This window comes from bacterium, from assembly GCA_024228115.1.
In the GTDB taxonomy this organism is placed as follows: domain Bacteria; phylum Myxococcota_A; class UBA9160; order UBA9160; family UBA6930.
The window spans coordinates 1-5888 of sequence record JAAETT010000139.1 but is presented as its reverse complement, the minus strand read 5'-3'; the positions used below and the strand labels follow the sequence as shown (position 1 = coordinate 5888).

8 protein-coding genes and 1 tRNA gene are annotated in these 5888 nt (G+C 64.4%); 6 read left to right on the top strand and 3 right to left on the bottom strand.

Annotated elements, in window-relative coordinates; all coding sequences use genetic code 11:
- Positions 1-138: 138 nt before the first annotated feature.
- Positions 139-621: a nitroreductase family deazaflavin-dependent oxidoreductase gene (locus tag GY937_06995; protein ID MCP5056460.1), complete on the bottom strand. Its 483-nt coding sequence runs from the start codon at positions 619-621 to the stop codon at positions 139-141.
- The gene (locus GY937_06990) at positions 618-1010 is read right to left on the bottom strand and encodes a DoxX family membrane protein (protein MCP5056459.1); all 393 of its coding nucleotides are present in this window, start codon (positions 1008-1010) and stop codon (positions 618-620) included. The genes GY937_06995 and GY937_06990 overlap by 4 nt, the downstream gene beginning before the upstream one ends.
- Positions 1011-1065: 55 nt before the next feature.
- On the opposite strand from GY937_06990, the gene GY937_06985 reads away from it, so the two are divergent.
- From GY937_06985 to GY937_06970, 4 genes are all read left to right on the top strand, one after another.
- Positions 1066-1791 (top strand): dienelactone hydrolase family protein, encoded by a 726-nt coding sequence (locus tag GY937_06985; protein MCP5056458.1) that lies wholly within the window; start codon positions 1066-1068, stop codon positions 1789-1791.
- Positions 1788-2426, top strand: a complete 639-nt coding sequence (locus GY937_06980) for a glutathione S-transferase (protein ID MCP5056457.1) — start codon at positions 1788-1790, stop codon at positions 2424-2426. Before GY937_06985 ends, GY937_06980 begins: the two co-directional genes overlap by 4 nt.
- Positions 2427-2456: 30 nt before the next feature.
- The gene (locus tag GY937_06975; GenBank protein MCP5056456.1) at positions 2457-3542 is read left to right on the top strand and encodes a site-2 protease family protein; all 1086 of its coding nucleotides are present in this window, start codon (positions 2457-2459) and stop codon (positions 3540-3542) included.
- Positions 3543-3671: 129 nt separating this feature from the next.
- Positions 3672-3744 (top strand) — tRNA-Ile (locus GY937_06970).
- A 3-nt stretch (positions 3745-3747) separates the two neighbouring features.
- Here the strand turns inward: GY937_06970 and GY937_06965 are convergent.
- Positions 3748-5043, bottom strand: coding sequence for a hypothetical protein (locus tag GY937_06965; GenBank protein MCP5056455.1), 1296 nt, complete (start codon positions 5041-5043; stop codon positions 3748-3750).
- Positions 5044-5098: 55 nt separating this feature from the next.
- Between GY937_06965 and GY937_06960 the strand changes: the two genes are divergently transcribed.
- A complete protein-coding gene (locus tag GY937_06960; protein MCP5056454.1) occupies positions 5099-5239 on the top strand; it encodes a hypothetical protein in 141 nt (46 codons plus the stop codon).
- Positions 5240-5338: 99 nt separating this feature from the next.
- Positions 5339-5806: a hypothetical protein gene (locus tag GY937_06955; GenBank protein MCP5056453.1), complete on the top strand. Its 468-nt coding sequence runs from the start codon at positions 5339-5341 to the stop codon at positions 5804-5806.
- Positions 5807-5888: the final 82 nt, after the last annotated feature.

The window sequence follows — 5888 nt, the reverse complement described above, 5'->3', positions numbered from 1 at the left end:
CGCCGAAGCACACTCCGCATTCGCGCCACGGAATGGGCATCGACCACCCAAAACGAGATCCGTCAGCGTCAATCGCCGCGCGGCACGCTGAAACATTGGAAAGCCAGCTTCTCAGCCAACTTTCGTGCATAGTTCAGGCTAAGAGGTAGGAGGATCGATACGAAAGACCCAGAGGTTGGCTGGCAACTCGGTTTCCGCCTCCGAGATCCGTGGGTATTTCTTCACCGCGGCAGCGAACATCCCAGGGCGATCGGACTCATCCGTCACGCGGGTCGCGCGAGCGTTGAAGATCGCGTCGCCAATCTTGAGACGTACGCGCGGATCCGCGAGCACCATCTGCGTCCAATCCTTTTCGGCGGCGCCCTGGGAAGGAACGTAGAGGAAGTTCTCGTACACGAAGCAGACGACCGTTACCGAGTGTGGATCATCGGGTCGAACTTCGATCGCGATGAGGTTGTGCTCGTCACTGAAGCTCCAATCGGCCGGCCATCCGGACACCTCGACGCCGGAAAGCTGCTTGCCCGCGATCGGACCGAGGGGATCGCGGCGGAACGGATAGGCGACCGCCGCCAATACGGCGAGAATGAGGACGACTTGCGCGATTCGTTTCAGGATGGTCATTCCGTTCCCTCCGCATCCGGGCGGGTGTACCACCAGGCCCACAGGATGAAGAGCGCCTGGAAGGGCAGGCGGATCATGTTCGCCATGGCGTTTCCGCTGCCCGGGCCCTCGGTACCGACGTTCTCCACCGCCACATACACATTGGTGGGAAACACCGCGATGAGCAGGGCGATCAACCCCCATGCTGCAAGCACACGTGTGCGCGGTTCGAGCAGGAAGACCCCGAGCACGATTTCAGCGAGCCCCGAGATCACATTCAACCATTCCGGATTGGGAAGCTCCGGCGGCATGATCGCGACGTAGAACGCCGGGTTCACCAGGTGGTTGTACCCGGCGAACATGTAGAGAACCGCCATCACCCAAAGCAGGATCGTCTTGATTCGACTCATGCGGACATCCTGCCACGGAAAGTCAACCAGCGGGGACGGGGTAAGCTTCGATTCGATGCTCCAACGTGAAATCGACGTGCCGACGCCGGATGGCGAGATGAATACCTTCGTCGTCCAGCCGGAGACGGGTGGCCCTCACCCCACCGTGCTCTTCTTCATGGATGCACCGGGCAAACGGGAGGAGCTCCATGAGATGGCCCGGCGTATCGCCGCCGCCGGCTACTTCGTGGTCCTGCCAAACCTCTACTACCGGAAGGTCCGCGAATTCCGAATGGAGCTCACGGACGAGGGGATCAAGCGCATGTTCGAGATGATGCGTCATCTATCGAATGCGCTCGTCGCAGAAGACACCAAGGCCCTGCTTGCGTTCGTGGCGACCGAGGCCGGCGCAAAGGAAGGCCCCGCCGGCGTGGTGGGCTACTGCATGAGCGGCCCGTTCGCGCTGGCCGCCGCAGCGGCTTTTCCCGAGCGTTTTGCTGCCGTCGCCTCCATCTATGGCACGCCACTGGTGACCAAGCGAGACGACTCTCCCCACCTCATGCTGGATCGGATCCCCGGCGAACTCTATTTCGCCTGCGCGGAGTTCGACACCTATGCGCCTCGGGAGCAGATCGATGCACTCGCCACCCACCTGAAAGCCGCGGGCGCGAACCATCGCATCGAGTGGTATCCGGGCACCCAGCATGGCTTTGCATTCCCGGGGCGCGACACCTACCACGAGCTCGGTGCCGAGCGCCATTGGGCTCGGCTCTTCGACCTCTTCGAACGGAACCTGACATGAAGCTCTACACCTACGCGGGTGCACCCAATCCCAGACGAGTCCACCTCTACCTGGCCGAGAAGGATCTCGAGATCCCGAGCGAAAAGGTGGACATCATGGCGCGGGAAAACCGCGATCCGACGTTCCTGGAGAAGGTGAACAAGTTAGGCGGCATTCCTGTGCTCGAGCTCGACGATGGCAGTCACCTGGCCGAGTCCGTTGCGATCTGTCGCTACCTGGAGGCCCTTCACCCGGATCCGCCGCTGTTCGGGACGACAGCCGAGGAAATCGGGCGCATCGAGATGTGGAGCCGCCGCATCGAGCTGAACTTGATGCGCCCCGTCGGCATGGCCTGGCTCCACGGATCACCGTTCACGAAGGCGGTGATGCCCAACCAGATCGCCGAGGTCGCCGAGCAGAGCCGGGGCCAGGCGCGTGAATTCCTACGTTTCCTGGAGGATGTCCTCGCCCACCAGGACTACATCGCGGGGAACGAATTCACGATCGCAGACATCCTGGCACTCACCACGATCGATTTCGCCGCCGGACTCGTCGAGCTCCCGATTCAACCGGAGCTCGAACACGTGCTGGCCTGGCATGAGCGCGTCTCGGCTCGCCCGATCGCGAAGGAGCATCCTGCGGTTTCCCTCGGCTAGTCTTCGCGTCCCAGGGAGCCTGCAACCATCATGAAGTGGTCCTTCAAGCTCGGCACGTTGGCGGGCATCGCCGTCTACGTGCATGCCACGTTCTTCATCCTGCTCGCGTGGTTCACGATGAGCGGTTTCCGGGCGGGCCAATCGCCGGCCGAGATCGTCGCGACCCTCTTCTTCGTGCTCGCGCTCTTCGGCTGCGTCGTGCTTCACGAGCTGGGCCATGCGCTGATGGCGCGGCGCTACGGGATCGCGACCCGCGATATCACGTTGCTCCCGATCGGCGGCGTCGCCCGGCTCGAAAGCATGCCCGAAGATCCGGGCCAGGAATTTCGGGTGGCGATGGCGGGGCCGGCCGTGAACGTGGTGATCGCCAGCATCCTGTGGGTCGTCCTGCGCCTGGCCGGAGACGCCGGCGGCGCGCCTTCCCTCGATCTGATGGGAGGCCCCTTCCTCGAACGTTTGATGATGGTGAACGTCGTCCTGGTGGTGTTCAACCTCCTGCCCGCCTTCCCCATGGACGGCGGCCGTGCCCTGCGCGCGCTGCTGGCCATTCGCATGGGGAACGCGCGGGCAACCCAGATCGCCGCAAGCATCGGGCAGAGCATGGCCCTCGGCTTCGGAGCGCTCGGCCTGTTCGGCAACCCCTTCCTGATCTTGATCGCGCTCTTCGTCTGGATTGGTGCGGCGGGCGAGGCCAACGCGGCCCAGCTCAAGCACGCATTGGCCGGCATCCCAGTCGCCCAGGCCATGCTGACGGATTTCGAAACGCTCTCGCCTCGCGATCCGCTTCAGCGTGCCGTGGCGTTGACCCTCGCCGGTTCGCAAAAATCCTTCCCGGTGGTCGAGGGCGGTCGCGCCGTGGGCATGCTCTCCCAGCCGCGGCTGCTCCAGGCATTGGCCGAAGGTGGGCAAGAGCGCCCGGTTGCGGAGGCGATGGAGGGAGACATCCAGCCCGCCGATTCCCTCGAACCGCTCGAACCACTCCTGGCTCGGCTCCAGGGAACTCCGTCGGGCGCACTCCCGGTAACTCACGAAGGGCGAATCGTCGGCCTGATCACGTTGGACAACGCCAGCGAGTTTCTGGGCTTCCGGGCAGCGCTCGAAAAACGCGGATCGTGACGCTCCCCACCGCTCGAATCCATGCGGAGGGGCATTTCTGCAACCGCGTTCGCTGGTGCTGACAGGCGCGTTCGCTGCCCTCGCCCTGGCCAACGGGAACCCTGCCACCCGGCCGCTACCATCGGAGCAGGGCCCTTAGCTCAGTGGTTAGAGCACCCGGCTCATAACCGGATGGTCCCTGGTTCGAATCCAGGAGGGCCCACGCTTAACGTCGCGATCTTGCTCGGCTTTCGTTCGTGAAACCTTGTCGGTGGCTTGTCGGTGAGGGGCGTCCATCGGCCGCAACACTTCCAGCATCGCGTTGTCGGCCAGGCGCGCGTAGCGGCGCGTCGACTCGACCGATGCGTGGCCCAGGAACCGCTGCAGGTGGCGCTCGGACACGCCGCGGCGGATCGCGTCCGTGGCCATGGAGTGCTTCGTGCCCTCGTAGAGCGAGATCGGCGGGAGTTCGGCTGCCTCCACCGCATCCCGCCAGATGCGCTGGAGCGCTTTGTGCGCCCAGCTTCTTCCGGTGCGCGGGTTTGGGAAGGCTGGACGGCAGCAGATCGAGCATGCCGCGCTCGTCGTCAACGCAGTCCACCAGGCAGTCGAGCGATGCGCGAACGTCTTCGGTCGCGCCGAGCCGCTCGAGCAGCTCGGGAAAATGCATCATCAGATACAGGTTCCCGGCCAGTCCGTGGACCAGGCCGATGTCGTATCTGCGGGACAGCCGCTCGCGCCACTCGGCGCCTCGGATCAGCACGCGAGCTGCGACGGCGGCAAGCGCTCTGGCAGATCGGGCCTGCGAACCGATCAGGGAACGTGCGAAGCACTCCACCATGAACGCGTTCAGGTTCATGTACAGGAGCGGTGGCCGGCCATGACGCCCGGGGGTGAGCGCAGACGCATGTGTCGCGGCGTGCCGCCTGCCGGTCGCGATCGTCGCTTCGAGCGGGCCCAGCACGAGCTCTTCCGGCAGGCTCGACTCGCCGAGAAGCGAGCGCAAGAAGGCCGCGCCGAAGAAGAAGCCCCCGCGCCCCCAGAGCAGGTCCTCGCTCGGGAACTCCGGGTCCGCCGCATGGGGGGCCAATCGCCGGTAGCTCTCCAGATGCCGCGCACAACTGGCAGCGTCGCCGAGCCGGTCGTAGACCACGGCGGCCACGGCGGACGCGCCTCCACTCGCGTGAAACGAGAGCCACTCTTCCGGTCGCGGCACGCCCGAATCGTCGAGCGCAGCGAGAGCCACTTCGAGATAGCGGCAGGCCAGCTCGATCTGCTCGTTCGCCCCGGTGCGCTCATACAGGTGGAGGAAGCCGAAGGCCTGACCCAGCGGCCCGGCGTACAGTTCCTGCCCGAGTCTCCGGCGCTTCGGCGACACGGGGGGCGCCGCTTCGACCAGCCCCGGGATGCCGCGTGCGACCTCTTCTTTGCAACGCGTGCGGATCGCCGAGCGTTCGGCATCGCTGAGCGCGTCCCGCGCCGGCGCAACGTCGTTCTCGATGTTGCGCTCGGAGTCCGGCATCAGGGTCACAGGCTACCGCACGAAATGCCGAGGGAGGCGATGTCTAGAGACGTCGATGGTCACCGTTCGGGCCGGCGTGACTGAGCTCTTCCTCAGTCTCGAAGAGGCGCCCGCCCAGATCGTCAGAGCTCGCGAGGCCGGCCCGAGCCGCGTTCTACTCGACGGTGGTACACGGATGGACTATGACAGTCGTTGAGCGAAAACCCAGCTTAAACCCTCTATCTTCCGGGGCAGCAACATAAGCGCATGGTAGCGCGACCGAGAGAAGTGCCAGGTGCAACGGAGGAGATCTGAGATGATTCGTGACGACTTGAGGGACCTCGCGAAAGTGGCTCGCACACCGGGGATCAGTGGCCGCTGGAACGAGCTGCGCAATCTGGTCAAGACCAACCATGAGGAGCTATGGGACGCCATGCGTACGTCCCGTCACTTTGTCGAGGATATGCGTGAGGACTGGCAGGACAACGGGACGGACGCCCTGGTCCGCCACTCGAAACACCTCATCGGCGGCCTCGCGCCCCATTCCCACAAGAAGACTTCGAATATCCTCTGGCTCGATCTCGGAGACTGTCGGAACCTCGTCAGGTACGAGAAGTCGGAGACCTTCCAGGACCAGGGCCTGGGCCTGCTTCGCACTATCATGCACAATGACGGCGTGCTGACCGACATTCTGTCGACCCGCAATGTCGACGCCATGGAGGATCTGGGGATGTCCCGTCCGCTGTTGATCTTCTCTGAGCGGCGGCTCCGGTTTGAATCCTAGGCGACGCGCTTTGCAGTCGCCTCTTCGCTGGTTTCGGACACGGTGAGAGCTCGGACGAGCTTCTCGATGTCGCGCCACCCTT

What these genes read in the sequence shown, in the direction of transcription:
- GY937_06965 (MCP5056455.1), bottom strand. Translation starts at nt 5,043, where the DNA reads ATGCCGGACTCCGAGCGCAACATCGAGAACGACGTTGCGCCGGCGCGG.
- GY937_06975 (MCP5056456.1), top strand. Translation starts at nt 2,457, where the DNA reads ATGAAGTGGTCCTTCAAGCTCGGCACGTTGGCGGGCATCGCCGTCTAC.
- GY937_06980 (MCP5056457.1), top strand. Translation starts at nt 1,788, where the DNA reads ATGAAGCTCTACACCTACGCGGGTGCACCCAATCCCAGACGAGTCCAC.
- GY937_06990 (MCP5056459.1), bottom strand. Translation starts at nt 1,010, where the DNA reads ATGAGTCGAATCAAGACGATCCTGCTTTGGGTGATGGCGGTTCTCTAC.
- GY937_06985 (MCP5056458.1), top strand. Translation starts at nt 1,066, where the DNA reads ATGCTCCAACGTGAAATCGACGTGCCGACGCCGGATGGCGAGATGAAT.
- GY937_06960 (MCP5056454.1), top strand. Translation starts at nt 5,099, where the DNA reads ATGGTCACCGTTCGGGCCGGCGTGACTGAGCTCTTCCTCAGTCTCGAA.
- GY937_06995 (MCP5056460.1), bottom strand. Translation starts at nt 621, where the DNA reads ATGACCATCCTGAAACGAATCGCGCAAGTCGTCCTCATTCTCGCCGTA.
- GY937_06955 (MCP5056453.1), top strand. Translation starts at nt 5,339, where the DNA reads ATGATTCGTGACGACTTGAGGGACCTCGCGAAAGTGGCTCGCACACCG.